General features: G+C 72.4%; 23 protein-coding genes. 12 read left to right on the forward strand and 11 right to left on the reverse strand.

Annotated features, from left to right (window positions below; all coding sequences use genetic code 11):
• Positions 1–18 precede the first annotated feature (18 nt).
• Together AB0F03_RS23140 and AB0F03_RS23145 are read right to left on the reverse strand one after the other, a co-directional pair.
• Positions 19–252, reverse strand: a complete 234-nt coding sequence (locus AB0F03_RS23140) for a hypothetical protein (protein ID WP_361995067.1) — start codon at positions 250–252, stop codon at positions 19–21.
• A gap of 123 nt (positions 253–375) precedes the next feature.
• The gene (locus tag AB0F03_RS23145) at positions 376–1,359 is read right to left on the reverse strand and encodes a DEDDh family exonuclease (protein WP_361995069.1); all 984 of its coding nucleotides are present in this window, start codon (positions 1,357–1,359) and stop codon (positions 376–378) included.
• A gap of 632 nt (positions 1,360–1,991) precedes the next feature.
• Between AB0F03_RS23145 and AB0F03_RS23150 the strand changes: the two genes are divergently transcribed.
• The gene (locus AB0F03_RS23150) at positions 1,992–2,702 is read left to right on the forward strand and encodes a VIT family protein (RefSeq protein ID WP_361995070.1); all 711 of its coding nucleotides are present in this window, start codon (positions 1,992–1,994) and stop codon (positions 2,700–2,702) included.
• A gap of 400 nt (positions 2,703–3,102) precedes the next feature.
• Here the strand turns inward: AB0F03_RS23150 and AB0F03_RS23155 are convergent, their stop codons facing one another.
• Together AB0F03_RS23155 and AB0F03_RS23160 are read right to left on the reverse strand one after the other, a co-directional pair.
• The gene (locus AB0F03_RS23155; protein ID WP_361995071.1) at positions 3,103–4,479 is read right to left on the reverse strand and encodes a CoA transferase; all 1,377 of its coding nucleotides are present in this window, start codon (positions 4,477–4,479) and stop codon (positions 3,103–3,105) included.
• Positions 4,480–4,522: 43 nt separating this feature from the next.
• Positions 4,523–6,046 (reverse strand): S8 family serine peptidase, encoded by a 1,524-nt coding sequence (locus AB0F03_RS23160; protein WP_361995073.1) that lies wholly within the window; start codon positions 6,044–6,046, stop codon positions 4,523–4,525.
• A gap of 499 nt (positions 6,047–6,545) precedes the next feature.
• On the opposite strand from AB0F03_RS23160, the gene AB0F03_RS23165 reads away from it, so the two are divergent.
• The 3 genes from AB0F03_RS23165 to moaA all read left to right on the forward strand — a co-directional run bounded on the left by AB0F03_RS23165 (position 6,546) and on the right by moaA (position 9,716).
• A complete protein-coding gene (locus AB0F03_RS23165) occupies positions 6,546–6,902 on the forward strand; it encodes a DUF485 domain-containing protein (RefSeq protein WP_361995075.1) in 357 nt (118 codons plus the stop codon).
• Positions 6,899–8,554, forward strand: a complete 1,656-nt coding sequence (locus AB0F03_RS23170; protein ID WP_361995077.1) for a cation acetate symporter — start codon at positions 6,899–6,901, stop codon at positions 8,552–8,554. Before AB0F03_RS23165 ends, AB0F03_RS23170 begins: the two co-directional genes overlap by 4 nt.
• A gap of 172 nt (positions 8,555–8,726) precedes the next feature.
• Entirely contained in the window at positions 8,727–9,716 is a 990-nt protein-coding gene (gene moaA / locus AB0F03_RS23175; RefSeq protein WP_361995079.1) for a GTP 3',8-cyclase MoaA, read from the forward strand.
• A gap of 151 nt (positions 9,717–9,867) precedes the next feature.
• On the opposite strand, the gene AB0F03_RS23180 is transcribed toward moaA, so the two are convergent.
• Both AB0F03_RS23180 and AB0F03_RS23185 read right to left on the reverse strand, forming a co-directional pair.
• Positions 9,868–10,104, reverse strand: a complete 237-nt coding sequence (locus AB0F03_RS23180) for a hypothetical protein (RefSeq protein WP_361995081.1) — start codon at positions 10,102–10,104, stop codon at positions 9,868–9,870.
• Positions 10,105–10,320: 216 nt separating this feature from the next.
• On the reverse strand, positions 10,321–10,689 hold the full coding sequence (locus AB0F03_RS23185; RefSeq protein ID WP_361995082.1) for a DUF3099 domain-containing protein: 369 nt from the start codon (positions 10,687–10,689) through the stop codon (positions 10,321–10,323).
• Positions 10,690–10,944: 255 nt separating this feature from the next.
• Here AB0F03_RS23185 and AB0F03_RS23190 point away from each other — a divergent pair, with 255 nt between their 5' ends.
• Positions 10,945–11,226 (forward strand): GlsB/YeaQ/YmgE family stress response membrane protein, encoded by a 282-nt coding sequence (locus tag AB0F03_RS23190; protein ID WP_356823278.1) that lies wholly within the window; start codon positions 10,945–10,947, stop codon positions 11,224–11,226.
• Positions 11,227–11,366: 140 nt separating this feature from the next.
• On the opposite strand, the gene tyrS is transcribed toward AB0F03_RS23190, so the two are convergent.
• From tyrS to AB0F03_RS23205, 3 genes are read right to left on the reverse strand one after another with little or no spacing between them, the layout of a single operon-like run.
• On the reverse strand, positions 11,367–12,635 hold the full coding sequence (gene tyrS, locus AB0F03_RS23195) for a tyrosine--tRNA ligase (RefSeq protein WP_361995084.1): 1,269 nt from the start codon (positions 12,633–12,635) through the stop codon (positions 11,367–11,369).
• A gap of 56 nt (positions 12,636–12,691) precedes the next feature.
• Positions 12,692–14,089, reverse strand: a complete 1,398-nt coding sequence (locus tag AB0F03_RS23200; protein WP_361995086.1) for a metallopeptidase TldD-related protein — start codon at positions 14,087–14,089, stop codon at positions 12,692–12,694.
• Positions 14,086–15,609, reverse strand: coding sequence for a TldD/PmbA family protein (locus AB0F03_RS23205; protein WP_361995088.1), 1,524 nt, complete (start codon positions 15,607–15,609; stop codon positions 14,086–14,088). The genes AB0F03_RS23200 and AB0F03_RS23205 overlap by 4 nt, the downstream gene beginning before the upstream one ends.
• 249 nt (positions 15,610–15,858) lie before the next feature.
• Between AB0F03_RS23205 and fabG the strand changes: the two genes are divergently transcribed.
• The 3 genes from fabG (at position 15,859) to AB0F03_RS23220 (ending at position 17,862) form a co-directional block, all read left to right on the forward strand.
• The gene (fabG, locus tag AB0F03_RS23210) at positions 15,859–16,578 is read left to right on the forward strand and encodes a 3-oxoacyl-[acyl-carrier-protein] reductase (RefSeq protein WP_361995090.1); all 720 of its coding nucleotides are present in this window, start codon (positions 15,859–15,861) and stop codon (positions 16,576–16,578) included.
• Between the two features lie 5 nt (positions 16,579–16,583).
• The gene (fabI, locus tag AB0F03_RS23215; RefSeq protein WP_361995092.1) at positions 16,584–17,351 is read left to right on the forward strand and encodes an enoyl-ACP reductase FabI; all 768 of its coding nucleotides are present in this window, start codon (positions 16,584–16,586) and stop codon (positions 17,349–17,351) included.
• A 160-nt stretch (positions 17,352–17,511) separates the two neighbouring features.
• On the forward strand, positions 17,512–17,862 hold the full coding sequence (locus AB0F03_RS23220) for a hypothetical protein (protein WP_361995094.1): 351 nt from the start codon (positions 17,512–17,514) through the stop codon (positions 17,860–17,862).
• Here AB0F03_RS23220 and AB0F03_RS23225 read toward each other — a convergent pair.
• Entirely contained in the window at positions 17,840–18,532 is a 693-nt protein-coding gene (locus tag AB0F03_RS23225) for a FadR/GntR family transcriptional regulator (RefSeq protein ID WP_361995096.1), read from the reverse strand. The two genes, AB0F03_RS23220 and AB0F03_RS23225, sit on opposite strands and share 23 nt — an antisense overlap.
• Before the next feature lie 70 nt (positions 18,533–18,602).
• Here AB0F03_RS23225 and AB0F03_RS23230 point away from each other — a divergent pair, with 70 nt between their 5' ends.
• From AB0F03_RS23230 to AB0F03_RS23245, 4 genes are all read left to right on the forward strand, one after another.
• The gene (locus AB0F03_RS23230) at positions 18,603–19,931 is read left to right on the forward strand and encodes a CynX/NimT family MFS transporter (protein ID WP_361995098.1); all 1,329 of its coding nucleotides are present in this window, start codon (positions 18,603–18,605) and stop codon (positions 19,929–19,931) included.
• Between the two features lie 47 nt (positions 19,932–19,978).
• Complete coding sequence (locus tag AB0F03_RS23235; protein WP_276209447.1) at positions 19,979–20,098, forward strand: SGM_5486 family transporter-associated protein; 120 nt, start codon at positions 19,979–19,981, stop codon at positions 20,096–20,098.
• 225 nt (positions 20,099–20,323) lie between these two features.
• Positions 20,324–20,530, forward strand: a complete 207-nt coding sequence (locus AB0F03_RS23240) for a hypothetical protein (RefSeq protein WP_361995100.1) — start codon at positions 20,324–20,326, stop codon at positions 20,528–20,530.
• A gap of 75 nt (positions 20,531–20,605) precedes the next feature.
• Positions 20,606–21,124: a histidine phosphatase family protein gene (locus AB0F03_RS23245; protein WP_361995102.1), complete on the forward strand. Its 519-nt coding sequence runs from the start codon at positions 20,606–20,608 to the stop codon at positions 21,122–21,124.
• Between the two features lie 225 nt (positions 21,125–21,349).
• On the opposite strand, the gene serB is transcribed toward AB0F03_RS23245, so the two are convergent.
• A complete protein-coding gene (serB, locus tag AB0F03_RS23250; RefSeq protein ID WP_361995104.1) occupies positions 21,350–22,573 on the reverse strand; it encodes a phosphoserine phosphatase SerB in 1,224 nt (407 codons plus the stop codon).
• Between the last annotated feature and the right edge of the window lie 15 nt (positions 22,574–22,588).

Genomic DNA, 22,588 nt, shown 5'->3' on the forward strand with positions numbered 1-22,588 from the left:
AATCAGGCGGGTACCGGGTCACACCCGGTCGACGATGCCCGCGTTTCCCTCGGCGCGGGCGCAGTGCGCGCCGCAGAACCAGTGCCCGTCGACCTCGACGCCCTGGCCGATGATCTGCACGCGGCAGTGCTCGCAGATCGGGGCCATGCGGTGGATCGCGCAGGAGAAGCAGTCGAAGACGTGCACCGCGCCCTGCGCGTGCACCTCGAAGGTCATTCCGTAGTCATTGCCGCAGACTTCACATGTCGCCATGGGCCACAGGGTGAGCCGTCGCCGATCCGTGGGCGAGCGGGCGCCGGGTGAGTCGTGTGGCAATCACCCGTTCGTACGGTGACCCGCCGGGGCGAGGGTTCACCGGCGGACCCGCCGCCCGGTTCACCCGTCGGCGGGCTCGACGTCGCCGAGCAGCTGCCCGAACGCGGCCTCGTCCACGACCGGCGTGCCGTACTGCCGGGCCTTGACCGTCTTCGAGGTGCCCGAGTCGGGGTCGTTGGTCACCAGCAGGCTGGTCAGCCGGGAGATGCTGGTGGCGACGTGCAGTCCGGCCTCCACGGCCCGGTCCTCCAGCAGTTCACGCTCGGTGGACGTGTCACCCGAAAAGGCTACCCGCATGCCCTGTTTGAGGCGTTTGCCCTCCTCGTAGCGACCCGGGTTGGGATGCGGGCATACGGGACGTTTACGGGAGGGGCGCCAACTGCCGGACGGGTAGCCGCCGTAGCCGCCCGACGCCTGCCGGGGCACGGACCGGTCCGACCACTCGGTCAGCGGCCGGCACTCCAGCAGCGGCAGCCGTACGCCGCCCACCGCCGCGGCCCGCAGGCTGGGCCGGAACGCCTCCGCCAGCACGCGCGCGTCGTCCAGCGCGTGGTGCGCCCGCTGCTGCACCACCCCGAAGTGCGCCGCCAGCGACTCCAGCTTGTGGTTGGGCAGCGGCAGGCCCAGCTCCTTGGAGAGCGCGATGGTGCACAGCCGCTGCCGCACCGGCGCCTCGCGCCGCACGCGCGCGTACTCGCGGGCGATCATCTGCCAGTCGAAGACGGCGTTGTGCGCCACGAGGACCCGGCCGTCCAGGCGGGCGGCGAACTCCTCGGCGATGTCCCCGAACAGCGGCGCGCTCTCCAGTACGTCACTCGTCAGACCGTGTATCCACACCGGCCCCGGATCGCGCTCCGGGTTGACCAACGTGTACCAGTGGTCCTCGACCTCGCCGCGCCCGTCCAGCCGGTACACGGCCGCGGAGATGATGCGGTCGTCGCGGGCCAGACCGGTGGTCTCCACGTCAACGACCGCGTATCCCCGCGGATACGCGGCCGGCCACGGGGTGGGGGAGGACACTGCGGTCGCATGGTCTTCGAGCATGGTCCCTGAGGATACGGGCCACGACTGACAGCGTCCTCCGTCAGGTACCGGCCGGGCCGCACGGCCTCGCCCGTCGCCCGCGCGCGCGTGCCGCAACGCCGGGTACGCCCGGCCGAGTTCGGTCCGCGCCCACAGCGGCGCCCCGGCATCACCGCCGGACCCCCGACCGCCGGCGGTCCGGACGGCGCGGTGGGCGGCCGTGCACCGGTTGCCGGCAACACGTGCTCACCGGCGACGCCTTCACCCACCCGTACACCGGCGACGCCTTCACCCACCCGCGTAACCGGAGCTCCCGCCGCCTCCTATCGGCCCGCCGCCCCGAGGGCCGTGTCTGGCCTCGGCCGATATGCACCGTATGACCCCTCGGGGGATAACCCCTCAGCGTCGGGCGCCGGTCGGCCCGAACCCGGGCGAACTCCTGCACCGGCCCGCCGGGTTGGGGCGACCGCCGCAGCGGGCCGGCCAGCCACCGCGCCCGACCCGCCGAGCGCCATGCCCGCCACTCGGGCAGGGCTCCGACGGCCCCCGCCGGACACCGCCGGGCCTGCCGCGCCGGCGACGGCATGGTGGGACGGCACCGGCAGGAGCGTCGGTGCGGCTGCCGTGACCCTCGGGGTGGCATCCTCCGTGCTGTGACCGAACCCACCCACGACGAGACCCACGGCGGCGCGCTCGGCTCCCGGCTGAACTGGCTCCGGGCTGCCGTGCTGGGCGCCAACGACGGCATCGTCTCGACCGCGGGCCTGGTCGTCGGCGTGGCCGGGGCGACCGGGAGCCGGGCCGCCCTGCTGACCGCCGGACTGGCCGGTCTGCTCGCCGGTTCCATGTCGATGGCGGCCGGTGAGTACGTCTCCGTCTCCACCCAGCGCGACTCGGAGATGGCCGCGCTGGCCGTGGAGCGCCGGGAGCTGCGCGAGCAGCCGGAGGCCGAACTGGAGGAACTGACCGAGCTGCTGGAGGCGCGTGGCCTGTCCCGGCAGGTGGCCCGCGAGGCCGCCGGACAGCTCACCGCGCGGGACGCGTTGCGGGCCCACGCGCGCGTGGAGCTGGGCATCGACCCCGACGAACTGACCAACCCCTGGCACGCGGCCTGGGCGAGCTTCCTCGCCTTCACCGTGGGCGCCCTGCTGCCGCTGCTGGCCATCGTGCTGCCGCCGGCGAGTCAGCGGCTCCCGGTCACCGTGGCCTGCGTGCTGGCCGCGCTCGTTTTCACCGGCTGGAGCAGTGCCCGCCTGGGCGCGGCGGACCCGGGGCGCGCGGTGCTGCGCAACGTGACGGGCGGCGTGCTGGCGATGGGCGTGACGTACGCGGCGGGGAGCCTGCTGGGCGCGGCGGGCGTGTGACGGTCACGCGGCGGGACCGGCCGGCAGAGCACTCCCGGCGGAACGCCGCAGCAGCCGACGACGTGCCGAAGTGCACTCGGCCACCCACCGGGGCCGCCGTACGAGCCTCCCCCGGAGCGGCCCGTGGACGTACGCCGCGAGACGGCCCGGCACCCACTGCTGACGGCGCCTGCGGACCCTGAAGGTGCCGACGCCCGCTGACCGGGACCACAACGCTGAACCGGGCAACGCGGGGCCGCCCGGGGCGCCACGGCCAGCGGCCGGGTCCGACCTCCAAGGGGGCCAGGAGGGGCACCGGTCCGGACCCTGAGGGGGCCGCTGCCCCGAGCCCCGAAAGCATGGACGCCCGCTGACCGGGACCACGACAGCGGACCGGGCAGCGCCAGGGCCGCCCTTGAGGTCACAGCCAGCGGGCCGGGTCCGCCCCCCAGGGACCCGGGGGCCGGGCCCAAGCGGTGGGCCCGCCCGTGAAGGACACGGCCGGGCCGGCGTGCCGCAGTCGGCCCGGAGGACCGTCGGTCCTGGTCAGCCAGGCCTCCGGGCCCGGGTACGGCACCCCCTCGGCCGAATCCGGGCCGATGCCGGTCGTCAGCCAGTGGGCGGTCCGGGCCAGCGCCAGCCGGACCAGCCGGCTCCCGCCCTCGTACGACTGCTCGGTCAGCGCCCGCAGCACGGCCGCCGCCAGCAGATAGCCGGTGCCGTGGTCCAGGGCCTGCGCGGGCAGCGCACCCGGCTCCCCGGCCGAGCCCTCGGTCACCGCGATGCCGGTGGCGGCCTGCACGAGACTGTCGAAGCCGCGCCGCCCGCCCCACGGCCCGAACGCGCCCCACGCCGACACCTGCGCCACGATCAGGCCGCGGCGCCGCGCGACCAGTTCCCGCGGGGAGAGGCCGAACCGGTCCAGGGCGCCGGGCCGGTACCCGGTGACCACGACGTCGGCCGTGCTGAGCAGATCCTCGAAGGTGTCCCGGCCGGCCGCCAGGTCGAGCGTCGCGGATCGTTTCCCGAGGCCCGTGTCGGCGTGCTGGTCCGGGAGTTCGGGCAGCCATGGGGCGTCCACGCGCAGCACGTCCGCGCCGAGCAGCGCGAGTGTGCGGGTGGCGACCGGGCCCGCCAGGACCCGGGTCAGGTCCAGCACGCGCAGTCCGGCGGCGGGCAGCAGGGGAGCGGTGGCCGGATCGAGCGGGGGCAGCACGCGCGTGCGTGCCGCGTCCAGCCGTTCGCGCTCGACCAGTGGCCGCCGGGCCACCTCGGCGGCCTGCTCCTGTGCCTGCCACTGCGCGGGCGTACGCAGTGCCACCGCGAGGCCGCCCGCGCCGCGGACCGCGTCCTCCGCCTCCAGGGCGGACAGCGCGGCGAGCCGGCCGGCGACCTTCTCCACCGGGGCGTCGTGCGGCAGATCCAGCGCGCCGAGCAGCCGGGCCCGGTGGTGCGGGTAGTTGGCGTGGGTGCGCACCCAGCCGTCGGCCGTCCGCCAGAACCGGGACAGCGGCGCGAAGAGGGCCGGTTCCCGTCCGTCGACCCGCAGGAGGCGCTCACTCTGGAAGGCGGCGGCGACCGCGCCGTCGTCGACCCGGACGCCCGGCACCTCGCCGAGTCCGGCCCGGCGGGCCGCCAGCTCCGCGGCGGCCAGCGCGCACGCCCCCACGCACGCGCGGGCCAGCTGCCGTACGGGAAGGCGGGCCGGGAGCGCGCCTTCCCGTAGGACGGTGGTGAGCCGTGCGAGCCGGGCGGGGTCACCGCCCAGCGCGGACCACGCGTAGTTGATTGCAGTCATGACTGCACTATGCAGTATTGATTCAATCAATATATCGAGGGAACTACCTCGTCACGGCGGCCAGCGCGTCCGCCGTCCCCCAGCCGTAGAAGCCGTTGTGGTTCCTCGTCCCCTCGCACACCGCGTCCACCTTGCCGTCCCCGTCGATGTCGTACGGGTCCGTGCACGGCGTCGCGTCGGCCTCCGCGTACAGCAGTGCCTTGACGAGGGCCGCGGAGGCGTGCGGGTGGGTTGACTTGATCAATGCGGCGACCCCGGCGACATGCGGTGTCGCCATGGACGTGCCCGCCATGTAGCCCCACTTGCCGCCGGGCAGCGGGCCCAGGATGAGGCCGCTGGTCGCCGGGGGCCGCGGCGCCTGGTAGGCCGTCGAGTCACCGCCGGGCGCGGCGATGTCGATCACGCCGAGGCCGTAGTTGGAGAAGGAGGACTTCAGACCCTTGGCGCCCGTCGCCGCGACCGTCACGACACCCGGCAGCTGGGTCGGTATGTCGTAGCACGTGTGCGGGTCGATCACCCGCTGGGAGGGCGTGCCGTCGTTGGGGGAGACCGGGTCGGTGATCGAGTGGGAGGCGAGGTCGTAGCGCTCGTTGCCCGCCGCCGCGACATTGACCGTGCCCTTCTTCTCCGCGTACCGCGAGGCCCGGGTCACGGCGTCCACGAGCGCCCTCTGGTCCGGGTCGGTGGTGCAGTTGAAGTACCACGGGTCGGTGTAATAGCTGTTGTTGGTCACGTCGACGTGGTGCTCGGCCGCCCACACGAAGCCGCAGACCACGGCCTCCGTGTAGAAATACCCGTCCGGGTTGCCGACCTTGATGCCGGCGACCCGGACCCCCGGTGCCACACCCGTGACGCCCACGCCGTTCTTCGCCGCCGCGATCTCGCCCGCCACGTGCGTGCCGTGCGGGCTCTCCGACGCGCTCGGCCGCCAGGCGCCGTCCGTCGTGTCCGGCCTGCCCGACACGCAGTCGGCGGACGCCTCGCGGTCGAAGTTGGGCGCGATGTCCGGGTGGGTGTCGTCGACGCCCGTGTCGATGACGGCGACCGTGACGTCGCGGCTGCCGAGGGTCTTCTCGTGCGCCTTGTCCGCCTTGATGGCCGGCAGGTCCCACTGGAGCGGCTCCAGCGGATCCTGGCCGTCGGCCGCCCGGGCGCCCGCCTCGGCGGCCTCCTCGGCGCCGAGCACCTTCGGCGTGCCGACGTCGGTGGTGGACTGGGCGGGCAGCGGCGCGTTGCGGGTGGCACCCGCCGAGTCGACCCCGCGCACCGTGCGCATGGCCTCGGCGAACCCGGGGTTCGCGGAGTGGACGACGATCACGCCGATCCGGTCGTAGGTGATCACCACCGAGCCTCCGGCCTCGGCGATCGCCTTCCGTACACGGTGCGCGACACCGTGCCCCGGGCCGACGTTGACGACATAGCTGAGTACGGGCCCGTCGGCGGCGGACACCGGGGCGCTCCCGGCGGCGGACGCGGTGGTGCCGGGCAGGAACGCGAGTGCCGTGGCGAGGGCCATCCCGGCCGGGAGGGCGAGGGCGCGACGGCGGCGTGGCGTGAACGCGGTCATGGGTCGGTTCTCTCCAGTTCGTTCGCGGTACGAGCGGGTCGTGCGGGACTGCGGCGAGGCGCCGGCCTGGCGGCGGTCAGCCGACCGCGCGCAGCACGTCGAGAACCGGCACGGCGAGCGCGAACCGGCGTCCGGAACGCAGATGAGCCATGGGATCTCCACATCATCCGGGTGCAGAACCGCCCGGGGCACGGGTGGTGCCTGGGCAGGTACATGACGGGTGGTGCAGGCCGAAGCTATCTGCCGCGCCCGGTCTCCGGAAGAGCACGACGCGTGCCGCCCGGAAGCCGCACATCCGCGTACTCCCGCGCGCGCGTGCTGCCGCCGGACGAAACCGGCGTGAACCACTCCGCGCGCGGCGCCGTGACCGTGGTCAGGGGGACCGGCCCGATCACGGTTCCCCGGAGCACGACAAGCACGGTGCCACGTGACGTCCGCTCACCTGGCGCCCGTACAGCCGAGTCAGACAACGCGCAGGTCCGTCACCCGAGGAGACTCCGTGGCCACCGAGACACCGCCCCCCGCGACACCGGGGACCCCACTTCCCTCCACCGAGGAGTTCACCGAGGTGCAGCAGAGCGCGGAGTTCGGTGAACTGCGCCGCGCCCACCGCTCCTTCGCCTTCCCCCTCACCATCGCCTTCATCACCTGGTACCTGCTGTACGTCCTGCTGTCCAACTACGCGGGCGGCTTCATGGGCACCAAGGTGGCCGGCAACATCAACGTGGCTTTCGTCCTGGGACTCGCCCAGTTCCTCACCACGTTCCTCATCGCCTGGTGGTACGCGCGACACGCCGCCGCCGAGCTGGACCCGCGGGCCGAGGCCATCAAGTCCCGGATGGAGGGCGGCGCATGAGCCCCGCACAGCACACCCTGTCGGCCACTGGCCGGGCATCGCACACCCTGCTGGCCGCCGGTGAGGCGAGCGAGCACCGGACCCTGATCGTCACCCTGTTCGCGGTGTTCGTCGCCGCGACCCTCGTCATCACCGTCTGGGCCGGCCGGCAGACCAAGGACGCCGCCGACTTCTACGCCGGCGGACGGCAGTTCACCGGCTTCCAGAACGGACTGGCCGTCTCCGGCGACTACATGTCCGCCGCGTCCTTCCTCGGCATCGCCGGCGCGATCGCCCTGTTCGGCTACGACGGCTTCCTGTACTCCATCGGCTTCCTCGTCGCCTGGCTCGTCGCCCTGCTCCTGGTCGCCGAGCCGCTGCGCAACTCCGGCCGCTACACGATGGGCGACGTCCTGGCCTACCGGATGCGCCAGCGCCCCGTCCGCACGGCCGCCGGCACCTCCACGATCGTCGTGTCGATCTTCTACCTGCTGGCCCAGATGGCGGGTGCCGGCGTCCTCGTCTCGCTGCTGCTGGGCATCACCAGCGACGGCGGCAAGATCGGCATCGTCGCCCTGGTCGGCGTCCTGATGATCGTGTACGTCACCATCGGCGGTATGAAGGGCACCACCTGGGTCCAGATGGTCAAGGCGGTGCTGCTGATCGTGGGGGCCCTCCTGCTGACCTTCCTGGTGCTGCTCAAGTTCGACTTCAACGTCTCGGACCTGCTGGGGAAGGCCGCCGCCAACAGCGGCAAGGGTTCGGCGTTCCTGGAGCCCGGCCTGAAGTACGGCGCCACCGGCACCACCAAGCTGGACTTCCTCTCGCTCGGCCTCGCCCTGGTCCTCGGCACCGCCGGCCTGCCGCACATCCTGATCCGCTTCTACACGGTCCCCACCGCCAGAGCCGCCCGTAAGTCGGTCTTCTGGGCGATCGGCCTGATCGGCACCTTCTACCTGATGACCCTCGCCCTCGGCTTCGGAGCCGCCGCACTGATCACACCGGACGAGATCACCGGCTCCAACAAGGCGGGCAACACCGCGGCCCCCCTCCTGGCGCTGCACCTGGGCGGCCTCCACTCCGACTGGGGAGCCGTCCTGCTCGCCACCATCTCGGCGGTCGCCTTCGCCACCATCCTCGCGGTCGTCGCGGGCCTGACCCTGGCCTCGTCCTCGTCCTTCGCCCACGACATCTACGCGAACGTCATCAGGAAGGGCCGGGCCACCGAGAAACAGGAGATCAACGCGGCCCGCTACGCGACCGTGGGCATCGGTGCCGTCTCGATCCTCCTGGGCGCCCTGGCCCGCGACATGAACGTGGCCGGCCTGGTGGCCCTCGCCTTCGCGGTCGCCGCCTCCGCCAACCTGCCGACCATCCTCTACAGCCTGTTCTGGAAGCGGTTCACCACCTCGGGCGCCCTGTGGTCGATCTACGGCGGCCTGGTCACGGCGGTCGGCCTGGTGCTGTTCTCGCCGGTGGTCTCCGGCAAGGAGTCCTCCATGTTCCCCGGCGTCGACTTCCACTGGTTCCCGCTGGAGAACCCCGGGATCATCTCCATCCCGGTCGGCTTCCTGCTCGGCGTCGTGGGCACCCTGCTGTCGAAGGAGGTCCCGGACGCCGGCAAGTACGCGGAGCTGGAGGTGCGGTCCCTGACCGGCACCGGAGCGCACTGAGGGTTCGTACGGACGGCCGCGTCGCGGGGGACTGTACGGTCCTACGACGCGGCCGTGCCGTACCTCGTGGGATCGGGCCGCTGTCGTTGTCGCTGGGGTCACGTAGGCTCGCAGATGACAGGAGACACGCAGCCGCTACGGAGCGAGTGATCCGGAGAGGGAGGGGGCCCACGTGCTCATCGACACCTACGGCCGGGTGGCCACCGACCTGAGGGTCTCACTGACCGACCGGTGCAACCTGCGCTGCACGTACTGCATGCCCGAGGAGGGCCTCCAGTGGCTGGCCAAGCCGGACCTGCTCACCGATGACGAGATCGTCCGGCTCATCGACATCGCGGTGCGCACGCTCGGCATCGAGGAGGTCCGCTTCACCGGAGGCGAGCCGCTGCTGCGCCCGGGCCTGACCGGCATCGTCGAGCGCGTCGCGGCCCTCGCCCCGCGCCCCCGGATGTCCCTCACCACCAACGGCATCGGCCTCAGGCGCACCGCTGCCGCGCTGAAGGCGGCGGGCCTGGACCGGGTCAACGTCTCCCTGGACACCCTCCGCCCGGACGTCTTCAAGACCCTCACCCGCCGCGACCGCCACAAGGACGTGCTGGAGGGACTGGAAGCCGCCCGCGAAGCCGGTCTGACCCCCGTCAAGGTCAACTCGGTCCTGATGCCGGGCCTGAACGACGACGAGGCCCCGGACCTGCTCGCCTGGGCGGTGGAGCACGACTACGAACTGCGCTTCATCGAGCAGATGCCCCTGGACGCCCAGCACGGCTGGAAACGCGAGGGCATGGTCACCGCCGGGGACATCCTCACCTCCTTGGGCACCCGCTTCGACCTCACCCCCGAGGGCGCCCAGGAGCGCGGCTCGGCACCGGCGGAGCGCTGGCTGGTGGACGGCGGCCCGCACCGGGTGGGCGTGATCGCCTCGGTCACCCGCCCGTTCTGCGCGGCCTGCGACCGCACCCGCCTCACCGCCGACGGCCAGATACGGACCTGCCTGTTCGCCACCGAGGAGACCGACCTCCGCGCTGCCCTGCGTTCGGGCGCGCCGGACGAGGAGATCGCCCGCGTGTGGCGCCTGGCGATGTGGGGGAAGAAGGCCGGAGCGGGCCTGGACGACCCCTCGTTCGTCCAGCCGGACCGGCCCATGTCCGCGATCGGCGGCTAGGGTCTTTCGTCCGGATCGGGCCGGATCACGGCGCGGTGCCAGGGCCCGGCACTGTTCGCGCACCGCCCGCCCCGCCGCGGGACGTCACCCCCTGAACCGGGCAGCCACGTCCGGCACCCGCGGATCGATCAGCGGTTCAAAAGGGCCTTCGTCAGTCCGCCACCGGCGGCCCGGCGTCTTCGGACGCCTGCCACTCCGGGAGCGTCACCACGTCCTTGAGGAACCCCCGTACACCGAGGAACTGCGAGAGATGTTCGCGGTGCTCGTCGCAGGCGAGCCACGTCTTGCGGCGATCCGGAGTGTGGACCTTGGGGTTGTTCCACGCCAGCACCCACACGGCGTCGGTGCGGCAGCCCTTGGCGGAGCAGATCGGGGTCTCGTCACTCACGGGTTCGTCTCACGAAAACGGGGGGGAACAAGGCGACGCCGAGCAGCCACGGGGGGAGCTGCCCGGCGTCGGTCTGTCGCTCCGACGGGGGATGCGGAGCGCGTACGCAGTATGTCACGCGCACCCCATCGCCCGGCACCGGAACAGCAGGATTGATCTGAGGTTTTCTTGAGCTTGACATGTGGCGGCATTCCGCTTCCGCCGCGTCCGCCGTGCTCAGGCCGGACCGGGGCGTTCACCGGGCATTCCGGACGGCTCCGCCGGTTCGTCCTCGCTCTGCGCCGGCGGCGTGATCATCGGCCGCACGGGCACGGTGACGAACGTCGACGGAAGCGACGGCGGCCTCTCCCGGCCCGCGTTGGCGATCACCACGGCGATGTAGGGGAGGACCGCGCCGAGCACGAGCGCGACGACGGCCACGTACCGCTCGACGTTCCACAGGGAGACCGCGAGAATCACCGAGAGGGTACGGATCGTCATCGAGATCACGTACCGCCGCTGCCGGCCCCGTACGTCCTCGGCGAGTCCCGTCCGGGCCCCGGTGATCCGGAACACCTGGACGTCGTCGCCGTGCTGCTTCCGCATCACATTCCACCATCCGCCCGCTCAGGACTTCCCCGGCTCGCGCCGCCGTCCACACCCGGAGGGGAACCGGAGGGGTACCGGACCGGGGCATTGTCAACGGTACGCCGCGCCCGCGCCGTCCACGAGACCGGGGCCCGCGCACCCTGCGGCGATGCCGGCCGCCCCGCCACGTACGGCGGAACCCGGCATGCGCCGGACGGTGCACGGCGGCACACTGACGGTAATGCTCAGGTCGAGCCGTACGAGGAGGCAGCCATGGGCTGGTTGTGGGCGATCATCGTGGGATTCGTGCTGGGCCTGATCGCCAAGGCGGTCATCCCGGGCAAACAGCACAGCCCCCTGTGGCTGACCACCATCTGCGGTGTGCTCGGCGCCATCGTCGGCAACGCCGTCGCCCGCGCGCTCGGCGTGGCCGCGACCCCTGGCATCGACTGGAGCCGGCACGCCTTCCAGTTGGTGGCCGCGATCATCATCGTCGCCGCGGTGGACGCCCTGTACATGGCGACGCTGGGCAAGCGGAAGCACCAGCGCGCCTGAACCCCCGGCGCGCGGACGGGGCACGGGGTGCGCCGGCCACCGCCCCACGGCGGACGGGGCACGGGGTGCGCTGGCGACCCGCCCCACGGCGGACGCTCGCCCGCACCCCATGCCCCGCACCCCCACGTCCCTACGGCGTCTCAGGCGCCGGTGACCTCCACCGCGGCCAGGTTCTTCTTCCCCCGCCGCAGCACCAGCCACCGCCCGTGCAGCAGCGCGTCGGTCCCCGGGACGAAGTCCTCGGCGGCGACCTTCACGTTGTTCACGTAGGCCCCGCCCTCCTTCACGGTCCGCCGGGCGGCGGACTTGCTGGCCACGAGGCCGACCTCGGCGAACAGGTCGACCACCGCGGCCGGCTCGGCGACCCGGATGTGCGGCACCTCGGACAGCGCCGCGGCCAGCGTCCGCTCGTCCAGCTCCGCCAGCTCGCCCTGGCCGAACAGCGCCTTCGACGCGGCGATCACCGCGGCCGTCTGACCGGCGCCGTGCACCAGCGTCGTCAGCTCCTCGGCGAGGGCGCGCTGCGCGGCACGGGCCTGCGGACGCTCCTCGGTCTGCCGCTCCAGCTCCTCGATCTCCGTGCGGGACCGGAAGCTGAAGATCCGCAGGAACTTGGAGACGTCCCGGTCGTCCGCGTTGACCCAGAACTGGTAGAACGCGTACGGCGTGGTCATCTCCGGGTCGAGCCACACCGTGCCGGACTCGGTCTTGCCGAACTTGGTGCCGTCCGCCTTGGTGATCAGCGGAGTGCCCAGCGCGTGCACCTGGGCGTCCGGCGCCACCCGGTGGATCAGGTCCGTGCCGGAGGTGAGGTTGCCCCACTGGTCGCTGCCGCCGGTCTGGAGCGTGCAGCCGTGCCGCCGGTACAGCTCCAGGAAGTCCATGCCCTGGAGGATCTGGTAGCTGAACTCGGTGTAGCTGATGCCCGCGTCGGAGTTGAGCCGCCGGGAGACGGCCTCCTTGGCGATCATCTTGTTGACCCGGAAGTGCTTGCCGATGTCCCGCAGGAACTCGATGGCCGACATGCCCTGGGTCCAGTCCAGGTTGTTGACCATCACCGCGGCGTTCGGCCCGTCGAAGTGGAGCAGCGGCTCGATCTGGGCGCGCAGCCGCTCCACCCAGCCGGCCACGACCTCCGGCGCGTTCAGCGTGCGCTCGGCCGTGGGTTTGGGGTCGCCGATCAGACCCGTGGCCCCGCCGACCAGCGCCAGCGGACGGTTCCCCGCCTCCTGGATGCGGCGCATCGTGAGGATCTGCACGAGGTTGCCGAGGTGGAGACTGGGCGCGGTCGGGTCGAAGCCGCAATAGAACGTGACGGGACCGTCCGCGAACGCCTTGCGCAGTGCGTCCTCGTCGGTGGAGAGGGCGATGAGCCCCCGCCACTTCAGTTCGTCGACGATGTCCGTCACGGTTCTCGTGTCTCCTCGAAGATGTCCGGGCAGTCGGGTGACAGCCGCCTACGAGGTTATACGCCCTGACTGACAGAGCTCATGTTGAAATCGGGGACGCGCAGCGCGGGCATCGCGGTCCGCGTGAACCAGTCGCTCCACTCGCGCGGCAGCGTCTTCTCGGTCCGCCCGGCCTCCGTCGCCCGGCCGAGCAGGTCCACCGGCGACTCGTTGAACCGGAAGTTGTTGACCTGCCCGGTCACCTCGCCGTTCTCCACGAGGTAGACGCCGTCCCGGGTCAGGCCGGTCAGCAGCAGCGTCGCCGGGTCGACCTCGCGGATGTACCACAGGCAGGTCAGCAGCAGGCAGGGCCCGCGGGTGTCCGCGACCATCTCCTCCAGGGAACGCTCCCGCCCGCCGTCCAGGACCAGGTTCCCCGGCGCCGGGGCGACCGGCAGCCCGGTCAGGCCCGCGCTGTGCCGGGTGGTGGTCAGCCGCGTCAGCGCCCCCTCGCTGATCCACTCGGTGGCGCCGGCCGGCAGCCCGTTGTCGAACACGGAGCGGTCACCGCCGGAGGAGTGCGCGACCACGAACGGCGAGCACTCCAGGCCCGGCTCGTCCGGGTCGCTGCGCAGGGTCAGCGGCAGCGTGCTCAGCTTCTCGCCCACCCGCGTGCCCCCGCCGGGCCGGGAGAACACCGTCCGCCCCTCGGCCGCGTCCCGGCCCGACGCCGACCACAGCTGGTAGATCAGCAGATCCGCGACCGCGGTCGGCGGCAGCAGGGTCTCGTACCGGCCCGCGGGCAGTTCGACTCGCCGCTCGGCCCAGCCGAGCCGTACGGCCAGTTCGGCGTCCAGCGCCCCGGGGTCGACGTCCTCGAAGTCCCGTGTGGACCGGCCGGCCCACGCCGAGCGCGTACGGTCCGGCGACTTGGCGTTCATCTCCAGCGTGCCGCTGGGCTGGTCGTGGCGCAGGCGCAGCCCGGTGGACGTGCCGAGATACGTCGACACCAGCTCGTGGCTGGCGAAGCCGTACAGTTCCCGGCCGCCCGCACGCGCGCGTGCGAAGGCCTCGCCGAGCGACGGGGCGAAGCCGGCGAACACGGCGGAGGACGTCTCCGCGGGCGCGTCCGTGAAGTCCGGGGACTGCGGTGCCCCGCCGACCAGCGGCTGCGCGTCCTCGGCGGGCCCGGCACCGCGCGCGGCGGCCTCCGCGGCCCGCACCAGCGGCTCCAGCTCCCCGGGGGTGACCGCCGACCGGGACACGACACCGGAGGCGGTGCCCTCCCGGCCGTCCACGGTCGCGATCACGGTGAGCGTACGGCCCCGGGTGACCCCGTTGGTGGTGAGCGCGTTGCCCGCCCAGCGCAGGTTGGCGGTGGAGTGCTCGTCGGCGATGACGACACAGCCGTCGGCGCGGGACAGCGCCAGAGCCTGCTCGACGATCTCGTGCGGCTTGGTGGTGCGGGCGCTCATCGGCCGGCCTCCTGCGTGGTGTTGAGGATGTTCACTGCCCGGAACAGGGCGGAGGGGCAGCCGTGGGACACGGCGGCCACCTGGCCCGGCTGGGCCTTGCCGCAGTTGAAGGCACCGCCGAGGACGTACGTCTGCGGACCGCCCACGGCGGCCATGGACCCCCAGAAGTCGGTGGTCGTCGCCTGGTAGGCCACGTCCTTCAGCTGTCCGGTGATCCGCCCGTTCTCGATGCGGAAGAAGCGCTGCCCGGTGAACTGGAAGTTGTACCGCTGCATGTCGATCGACCAGGACCGGTCCCCGACCACGTAGATGCCCCGGTCGACGCCTCCGATCAGGTCCTCCGTGGACAGCCCGGCCGGGTCCGGCCGCAGCGACACGTTGGCCATGCGCTGCACCGGGACATGATCGGGCGAGTCGGCGAAGGCGCACCCGTTGGACCGCTCGAACCCGGTCAGCCGCGCGATCCGCCGGTCGAGCTGGTAGCCCACCAGCGTGCCGTCCTTCACCAGGTCCCAGGACTGCGCCTGGACGCCCTCGTCGTCGTAGCCGACGGTCGCGAGGCCGTGCTCGGCGGTGCGGTCGCCGGTGACGTTCATCAGCTCGGAGCCGTACTTCAGCTTGCCGAGCTGGTCGAAGGTGGCGAAGGAGGTGCCGGCGTAGGCGGCCTCGTAGCCGAGGGCGCGGTCCAGCTCGGTGGCGTGCCCGATGGATTCGTGGATGGTCAGCCACAGGTTGGAGGGGTCGACCACCAGGTCGTACAGGCCGGGCTCCACGCTCGGCGCCCGCATCTTCTCGGCCAGCAGCCCGGGCATCCGCTCCAGCTCGGCGTCCCAGTCCCAGCCGGTGCCGGTCAGATACTCCCAGCCGCGTCCCGCCGGGGGCGCGAGGGTGCGCATGGAGTCGAACTCGCCGCTCGACCCGTCGACCGACACGGCCGTCAGCTCGGGGTGCAGCCGCACCCGCTGCTGGGTCGTCACGGTCCCGGCGGTGTCGGCGTAGAACTTGTTCTCGTGCACGGTGAGCAGCGAGGCGTCGACATGGTCGACGCCGTTCGCGGCCAGCAGCCGCCCGCTCCACTCCGCCAGCAGCGCGGCCTTCTCCTCGTCCGGCACCGAGAACGGGTCGATCTCGTACGACGAGATCCACGTCCGGTCGGTGTGCACCGGCTCGTCGGCCAGCTCGACCCGCTCCGTCGACCCGGCCGCCCTGATCACCTGTGCCGAGAGCTTGGCCATCGCGACCGCCTGGGAGGCGACGCGCGCGGCGGCGTCCATGGTCAGGTCCACTCCCGAGGCGAATCCCCACGTACCGCCGTGCACCACCCGGACCGCGTACCCGAGGTCGGTGGTGTCCGACGTCCCGGCCGGCCTGGCGTCCCGCAGCCGCCAGGACGCGCTGCGCACGCGCTCGAAGCGGAAGTCCGCGTGCGCGGCCCCCAGCGCACGCGCGCGGGCCAGCGCGGCGTCGGCGAGGGCCCGTAGGGGAAGCGCCGTGAAGGCTTCGTCGATGGAATGAGGCACGGAGGTCTCCCTGCTGTCGTGGCCTGTCGCCCCGATCATGTCCTGCGGGCGGTCGGGCGGACCACACCTTCGGGGGGCGCGGACCGGCCGAATCTGTAGGGACCCGACAGCGACACTCCCGCGCCACTGTCGGTGCCCGAATGTCCCCGCGGGAATCCGGACCGATAGGTTTCTGGTGAAGCCGCCTGTCATCCAGGTGTCCGGGCGGATTGTCGGACTGCATCAGACCGCTATCGAAAGGGTGATCCGTTGAGCCGCTCGGTTCTCGTCACCGGAGGCAACCGGGGCATCGGCCTCGCCATCGCCCGCGCATTCGCCGACGCCGGCGACAAGGTCGCGATCACGTACCGCTCGGGTGAGCCGCCGGCCGCCCTGACGGAACTGGGCTGCCTGGCCGTCAAGTGCGACATCACCGACCCGGAGCAGGTGGAGCAGGCCTACAAGGAGATCGAGGACCAGCACGGCCCGGTCGAGGTGCTGATCGCCAACGCGGGCGTCACCAAGGACCAGCTGCTGATGCGCATGTCCGAGGAGGACTTCACCTCGGTCATCGACACCAACCTCACCGGCACCTTCCGCGTCGTCAAGCGCGCCAACCGCGGCATGCTGCGCGCCAAGAAGGGCCGGGTCGTCCTGATCTCGTCCGTGGTCGGCCTCCTCGGTTCGGCGGGCCAGGCGAACTACGCCGCCTCCAAGGCCGCCCTGGTCGGCTTCGCGCGTTCCCTCGCCCGGGAGCTGGGCTCGCGCAATCTCACCTTCAACGTCGTCGCGCCCGGCTTCGTCGACACCGACATGACGAAGGCGCTCTCCGAGGAGCAGCGCAAGAACATCGTCTCGCAGGTGCCGCTCGGCCGTTACGCGCAGCCGGAGGAGATCGCCGCGACGGTGCGGTTCCTCGCCTCGGACGACGCCTCGTACATCACTGGAGCCGTCATTCCCGTTGACGGCGGACTGGGAATGGGTCACTGATCACCATGAGCGGAATTCTCGAGGGCAAGCGCATCCTGGTCACGGGTGTGCTGATGGAGTCCTCCATCGCCTTCCACGTCGCCAGGCTCGCCCAGGAGCAGGGCGCCGAGATCATCCTGACCGCGTTCCCGCGGCCCACGCTGACCGAGCGCATCGCCAAGAAGCTGCCGAAGCCCGCCAAGGTCATCGAGCTGGACGTGACGAACGAGGAGCACCTCGCGCGCCTGGCCGACATCGTCGGCGAGGAGCTGGGCGGCCTCGACGGCGTCGTCCACTCCATCGGCTTCGCCCCGCAGGACGCGCTCGGCGGCAACTTCCTCAACACGCCGTTCGAGTCGGTCGCCACGGCCATGCACGTCTCGGCGTTCTCCCTGAAGTCGCTGACCATGGCCTGCCTGCCGCTGATGCAGAACGGCGGCTCGGTCGTCGGCCTCACCTTCGACGCCCAGTACGCCTGGCCGCAGTACGACTGGATGGGCCCGGCTAAGGCCGCCCTGGAGGCCACCAGCCGCTACATGGCGCGCGACCTCGGCAAGCAGAACATCCGCTGCAACCTCATCTCGGCGGGCCCGATCGGCTCCATGGCCGCCAAGTCCATCCCGGGCTTCAGCGACCTGGCCGCCGTGTGGGACTCCCGCTCCCCGCTGGAGTGGGACCTGAACGACCCCGAGCCGGCCGGCCGCGGTGTCGTCGCCCTGCTGAGCGACTGGTTCCCGAAGACCACGGGCGAGATCATCCACGTCGACGGCGGTCTGCACGCCATCGGCGCCTGACCCCGCCGGACCTCACCGACGCCCCGTTCCCCACCGTCACGGCGGGGAACGGGGCGTCACCCGTTCGGCCCACCCGCCGGGCCGCCCCCGCCGCACCGGCGCACCCTGGAGTCGCCGTCCCCCGCAGGTCCCTCCGCAGCCCGGCCGAGGAGGTCCCCTTGTGCGCCTGTCCCGCAGTCTCGCCCCGGTGACCGTGGCCCTGGCCCTCGTCCTCTCCCTGCCGTACGACGCGCTGCCGCACGCGCGCGTGAGCGACGGGAAACCGCCCGCGCCGAGCCGGTTCGGCGCCGCCTGCCGTACGGCCGTGCGCGGCTCCCGCGTGGTGGCCTACTGCCACAACCCGTACGTCGACATCGACCGCGTGCGTCTGCACATCGAGTGCGCCCGCTGGTGGGACATCGACACCGACAGCGCCCCGGTGGACGCCGGGCCCGCCCTGACCGTACGACTCACCGGCCGGTGCTGGAAGGAGGTCGGTACCGTCTGGATCAGCCACCAGAAGGCGCGGTGAACCGGCCCGGGCGGCACAGGAACGGATAGCTCGCGGCCTCCTGGGCCGCCGACTCCGCGTCCCCCGCACGGATGGCGTCCATCAGCCGCGTGTGGTCCATGTGCGTACCGGGAGTCAGCTCCGCGCCCACGTCCGCGCGCAGCCAGTCCCGCAGCACCTCGCCCAGGTCGGCGTACATCGCGGTCATCACGTCGTTGTGGGAGGCGGCCACCACCGCCAGGTGGAACGTGGCGTCGGCCGTCACGAAGGTCTCCGTGTCCCCGGTCCGCCAGGCCTCCTCGCGCCGCACCAGCAGCGCGTCCAGCTGCTTGAGGTCCTTCTCGGTGCGCCGCTCGGCGGCCAGCTTCGCGGCGGCCGACTCCAGCGTGGACCGCAGCTCGGCGATGTGCCGCGGGTCGGCGCCCGAGAACCGGCGGTGCATCACCCCGGCCAGCTCGCTCGTCGCCACCACGTACGTGCCCGAGCCCTGGCGGATGTCCAGCAGACCGTTGTGCGCCAGCGCGCGGACGGCCTCGCGGACGGTATTGCGGGCGACCCCGAGCTGCTCGACCAGTTCCGGCTCCGTCGGGATGCGCGAGCCGACCGGCCATTCGCCGGAGGTGATCTGGTTGCGCAGTTCGGCGATGACCTGCTCGGAGAGAGCCGAACGGCGGGGGTGGCTCAAGGGCATGGCACACCTTCGCACGCGAGGCCCGGGAAGGGACGTCCCGGGGATGGACAACCAATCATCCCATGATTCTATGATGCACCTCATGGCTAGTGAGGAAACCCGGACAGTGGACACCCGTACGACGATGTCACCGACCGAACGCGGTACGGCCCCGGAGGCGCGCCCGCACGGAACGACCCCCGGCGCGCCCCGCGCACGCGCGTGGGCGGCCCGGCTGGTCGTCGTCGGCATCGTGCTCTCCGCGCTCAACCTCCGCCCGGCCATCACCAGCCTCGGCGCGCTCCTGGAAGAGGTCCGCGACGGCCTCGGCATGAGCGGCAGCGTGGCCGGCCTGCTCACCTCCGTGCCCCCGCTGTGCTTCGCCGTCTTCGGCGTCACCGCCCCCCGCCTGGCCCGCCGCTTCGGACCGGCCGCCGTGGTGTGCGCCGGCATGGCCGCCATCACCGCCGGCCTGCTCGTACGGCCCTACGCCGGGAACACCGCCGGCTTTCTGGCCGGCAGCGCACTCGCCCTGATGGGCATCGCCGTCAGCAACGTCCTCATGCCGGTCATCGTCAAGCGCTGGTTCCCGGACCGCGTCGGCTCCATGACCGGCCTGTACTCGATGGCCCTCGCCCTCGGCACCTCCCTCGCCGCCGCGGTCACCGTTCCCCTGACCGACGCCCTCGGCGGCCACTGGCAGCCCGGGCTCGCCGTGTGGGCGGCCGTCGCCGCCGTCGCCGTCCTGCCCTGGCTGCCACTCGTCCGGGACCGCGGCACGGCCCCGGCCGGGGAACACCGCCGGACGCCGCCGGAACCGGCCCCGACCGCCCCGCTGCGGATCTCCCGCAGCGGCACCGCCTGGGCCCTCGCCGTCTTCTTCGGCCTCCAGGCCACCGCCGCCTACATCACCATGGGCTGGATGCCGCAGATCTTCCGGGACGCCGGTGTCCCGGCCGGCACCGCGGGCGTGCTGCTCGCCGTGACCATGGTGATGGGCGTGCCGCTGGCCTTCGTCATCCCGCGGGTCGCCACGCGGCTGCCCCACCAGGGACCGATCGTGCTGGTCCTGGGCGTCTGCGGACTCGCCGGATACGCCGGGCTGTACCTCGCCCCGGCCGGCGGCGCCTGGGCCTGGGCGATCCTCCTCGGCGTCTCCAACTGCGCGTTCCCGCTGGCTCTGACGATGGTCGGCATGCGGGCCCGCAGCGGCCCGGGCGTGGCCCAGCTGTCCGCGTTCGCGCAGAGCACCGGCTACCTGATCTCCATCCCCGGCCCACTGCTGGTCGGCGTGCTCTACCAGCAGAGCGGCGGCTGGGGTCTGCCGATCGCCCTCATGGCGGGCCTCATGGTGCCGCAGATGGTGGTGGGCTTCCTGGCGGGCCGCGACCGTACGGTGGAGGAGGAGGCGGCGCGCTGACCCGCCCCGGAGGCCGGATGCGGGGGACGAGGTGCGAGACTGGGCGCATGCAGCCTGTGCTCGACCCGAACCCGCAGAACGGCCAGAAGAAGATGCTGCTCGTCTTCGGCTCGTTCTTCGCCATCTTCGTGATCATCGCCATCATCGCGATCATCGCGTCTCCCTGAACGACCGCCCCGCCCCGCCGGCCACCGCCCCCCGGGTGGACGGCCGCCCCGCCCGGAGCCCGCTCCCCGCGGGGATGGTGGGGCTGGCCCCCCGTCCCCTAGGGGGCCAGGGTCAGGGTGAACTGGGTGGAGTACCGGATGTGTTGGCGGCCCCGGATTCCGTAGCTTCGAGAGGTGACCGCACCCGGCGGTGACGGACCCGCTCGAGGACCCACGGAGGCGATCATGCCGACCCGCACCCACTCCCGGCCCCACCCGGCGACCCCGGGCGGCTTCGACACCAGGCTGCCCTGGTGGGCGCTCGCCCTGCCCGCGCTCGCGTTCGTCGCCCTGCTGACGCTGATACTGAACCCGTCGGACGCCCACGCGGCCGGCGGTACCCCGGCCACAGCGCGCCTCCTGGAGCACGCCCAGCGGCTCCTCGCCCGCTGACCGGGCCCCTCACGCGGTGAATCCCCATGTCAACTCCCTGAGCCGGGTGGCCTGTTTCATGCGAAGCTGGATTCCATGAGCGTCGCAGAACCCCGCAGGATCGCCCTCTTCCGGCACGCGAAGGCCGACTGGCCCGATGTCTCCGACCACGAGCGCCCGCTGGCCGAGCGGGGCCGCCAGGACGCCGCGGTCGCCGGACGCAAGCTGGCCGACACCGGCATCACCTTCGACCTGGCCCTGTGCTCCACGGCGACCCGGACCCGCGAGACCTGGAAGCTCGCCGTCCACGAGCTGTCGCACCGGCCGAAGACGGTCTACGAGGAGCGGGTCTACGACGCCTCGCCCGGCGAGCTGATCGCCGTGCTGGACGAGATCCTGGACGACGTGCGGAACGTGATCCTGATCGGCCACAACCCGGGAGTGCACGGCCTGGCCGAGATCCTGGCCGGCTCGGCCGAGGGCGACGCCCGCGAACGGATGAACCGCCGGGGCTTCCCCGCCGCCGGATTCGCCCTGCTGACCGTCGACGGCCCGTGGAAGAGCGTGGAACCGGGCGTGGCCACCCTCACGCACTACTGGGCACCCTCCGAGTGAGCCGGCCGGTCGCCCCCGGGGACCGAGTTCCCGGCGGGTGGCTCCCGGCAGGCGACCTCCGGCCGGCCCGGCGCGCCGGTAGGCCGGTAGGCCGAAGGGCCCGGCACCGCACCGGGCGCCGGACCCTCGGGCAAGCGTTTCCGGCCGGGCCGTGCCGGGCCGTCCGACCAGTGCCGGATCGCACCGGACCGGGACCGGGTCCGGCCCCGGCCGGGGACGCGGGGCTCAGCCCTCGTCGTGGGTGTCGGCCGCCTCGACCTCGTCCCGGGTGATGCCGAGGAGGTACAGGACCGTGTCGAGGAAGGGGAAGTTCACCGCCGTGTGCGCGGCCTCGCGGACCACCGGCTTGGCGTTGAAGGCCACGCCCAGCCCCGCCGCGTTCAGCATGTCCAGGTCGTTGGCGCCGTCACCGATCGCCACGGTCTGCGACAGCGGCACCCCGGCCTCCGCGGCGAACCGGCGCAGCAGCCGTGCCTTGCCCGCCCGGTCCACGATCTCCCCGACGACCCGGCCGGTCAGCTTCCCGTCGACGATCTCCAGCGTATTGGCCTGCGCGAAGTCCAGCCCGAGCCGCTCCTTCAGGTCGTCGGTGACCTGGGTGAAACCGCCGGAGACCACGCCGACCTCGTAACCGAGCCGCTTCAGGGTGCGGATCAGCGTGCGCGCCCCCGGGGTCAGCCGGACCTCGGCGCGCACCTTCTCCACCACCGACGCGTCCAGCCCCTCCAGCAGCGCCACGCGGGCGTGCAGCGACTGCTCGAAGTCCAGCTCTCCGCGCATCGCCGCCGCCGTCACCTCGGCGACCTGGTCCTCGCAGCCCGCGTGGGCGGCGAACAGCTCGATGACCTCGTCCTGGATCAGGGTCGAGTCCACGTCCATGACCACCAGCCGCTGGGCCCGCCGGTGCAGGCCCGCCGAGACGACCGCTATGTCGACACCCAGTGCCGCCGCATCGGAGACCAGGGCCGTGCGCAGCGGCTCGGTCTCCACCCCGGACACCGCGAACTCCACCGCCGTCACCGGAAACTTGGCGAGCCGGAAGATACGGTCGATGTTGCCGCCGGCCTTGGCGATCCGGGCGGCGATCGCGGCCGTCGACTCGGCGGTCAGCGGATGACCGAGGACGGTCACCAGGGAGCGCCCGAGGCCGCGCGGACGGTTGTCGCCGTGCCCGGAGAGGATCTCCGCCTGCATCTTCATCGACTCGGCCCAGCTGTGCACGGTGGCCCGCAGGTCACCTTCCAGGCCGGCCGGCGGCTGCGTCACCAGCGCGCACAGCACCAGGCGGCCCCGGGTGACGACCTGCTCGATGTCGACCACGTCCACGAGGTAGGCGGCAAGGGTGTCGAAGAGACCGGCCGTGATGCCCGGCCTGTCCTTGCCGAATATCTTGACGAGGAGGGTGGGCACCTCGGGGGTCTGCGAAGCGGGGTTCTGCGAAGCGCTCATGGTGTCACCACCGTA

This window comes from Streptomyces sp. NPDC028722 (genome assembly GCF_040637655.1).
In the GTDB taxonomy this organism is placed as follows: Bacteria; Actinomycetota; Actinomycetes; order Streptomycetales; family Streptomycetaceae; genus Streptomyces.

Coding starts and splice junctions, on each gene's coding strand:
- AB0F03_RS23140 (WP_361995067.1), bottom strand. CDS start 252: ATGGCGACATGTGAAGTCTGCGGCAATGACTACGGAATGACCTTCGAG.
- AB0F03_RS23145 (WP_361995069.1), bottom strand. CDS start 1,359: ATGCTCGAAGACCATGCGACCGCAGTGTCCTCCCCCACCCCGTGGCCG.
- AB0F03_RS23155 (WP_361995071.1), bottom strand. CDS start 4,479: ATGACTGCAATCAACTACGCGTGGTCCGCGCTGGGCGGTGACCCCGCC.
- AB0F03_RS23160 (WP_361995073.1), bottom strand. CDS start 6,046: ATGACCGCGTTCACGCCACGCCGCCGTCGCGCCCTCGCCCTCCCGGCC.
- AB0F03_RS23170 (WP_361995077.1), top strand. CDS start 6,899: ATGAGCCCCGCACAGCACACCCTGTCGGCCACTGGCCGGGCATCGCAC.
- AB0F03_RS23185 (WP_361995082.1), bottom strand. CDS start 10,689: ATGCGGAAGCAGCACGGCGACGACGTCCAGGTGTTCCGGATCACCGGG.
- AB0F03_RS23190 (WP_356823278.1), top strand. CDS start 10,945: ATGGGCTGGTTGTGGGCGATCATCGTGGGATTCGTGCTGGGCCTGATC.
- AB0F03_RS23200 (WP_361995086.1), bottom strand. CDS start 14,089: ATGAGCGCCCGCACCACCAAGCCGCACGAGATCGTCGAGCAGGCTCTG.
- fabI (WP_361995092.1), top strand. CDS start 16,584: ATGAGCGGAATTCTCGAGGGCAAGCGCATCCTGGTCACGGGTGTGCTG.
- AB0F03_RS23225 (WP_361995096.1), bottom strand. CDS start 18,532: ATGCCCTTGAGCCACCCCCGCCGTTCGGCTCTCTCCGAGCAGGTCATC.
- AB0F03_RS23230 (WP_361995098.1), top strand. CDS start 18,603: ATGATGCACCTCATGGCTAGTGAGGAAACCCGGACAGTGGACACCCGT.
- AB0F03_RS23235 (WP_276209447.1), top strand. CDS start 19,979: ATGCAGCCTGTGCTCGACCCGAACCCGCAGAACGGCCAGAAGAAGATG.
- AB0F03_RS23240 (WP_361995100.1), top strand. CDS start 20,324: ATGCCGACCCGCACCCACTCCCGGCCCCACCCGGCGACCCCGGGCGGC.
- AB0F03_RS23245 (WP_361995102.1), top strand. CDS start 20,606: ATGAGCGTCGCAGAACCCCGCAGGATCGCCCTCTTCCGGCACGCGAAG.
- serB (WP_361995104.1), bottom strand. CDS start 22,573: ATGAGCGCTTCGCAGAACCCCGCTTCGCAGACCCCCGAGGTGCCCACC.